Origin of the sequence: Pseudomonas sp. UV AK001, assembly GCF_046097675.1 — a bacterium.
In the GTDB taxonomy this organism is placed as follows: Bacteria; Pseudomonadota; Gammaproteobacteria; order Pseudomonadales; family Pseudomonadaceae; genus Aquipseudomonas; species Aquipseudomonas kribbensis.
Map to the genome: position 1 here is coordinate 1 of NZ_JBJUVZ010000030.1, position 587 is coordinate 587.

Sequence of the window (587 nt, forward strand, 5' to 3'; positions counted from 1 at the left end):
ACGGCGCCAACACCCTGAGTGAGCAATTCGCCGTGACAGTGGTGGATGACAACGGCACCACGGCAAATGCTTCTCTGGACGTAAACATCGTCGACGACCTGCCAAAAGCCGTAAACGACACCAACACCGGCACCGCCTCGGAAACCAATCTCACGCTGACCGGCAACGTCCTGACCAACGACGTGCAAGGCGCCGACCGCGTCCCGACCGGCCCCAACGCTGGCCCGATCACCGCCGGAACCTTCACCGGGACTTACGGCACCCTGGTGCTCAACGCGAATGGCACTTACACCTACACCCTCAACACCAACGATGCGGACTTCAAAAACCTGCACGGCAATGGCAACGGCACCGAAACCTTCACTTACACCGTCACCGACTCGGACGGCGACACCAGCACCGCGAACCTCGTGCTGCAGATCCACAACAACGACGATCCTGTGGTTATCAGCGGCCTGGACGTAAACGGCGGCGAGCTGACGGTTTTCGAGAAAAACCTCAGCACCGGTAGCGCCCCGGATGCTACCGCGCTGACTCAAAGCGGCACGTTCACCATCACTGCTTTGGACGGTGTCACCACGCTGACG

1 protein-coding gene is annotated in these 587 nt (G+C 60.5%); it reads left to right on the forward strand.

Annotation, left to right across the window (positions count from 1 at the left end; genetic code table 11):
* On the forward strand, positions 1-587 hold a 587-nt coding region (locus tag ACKLNA_RS29125; protein WP_408987847.1), incomplete at both ends, for an Ig-like domain-containing protein.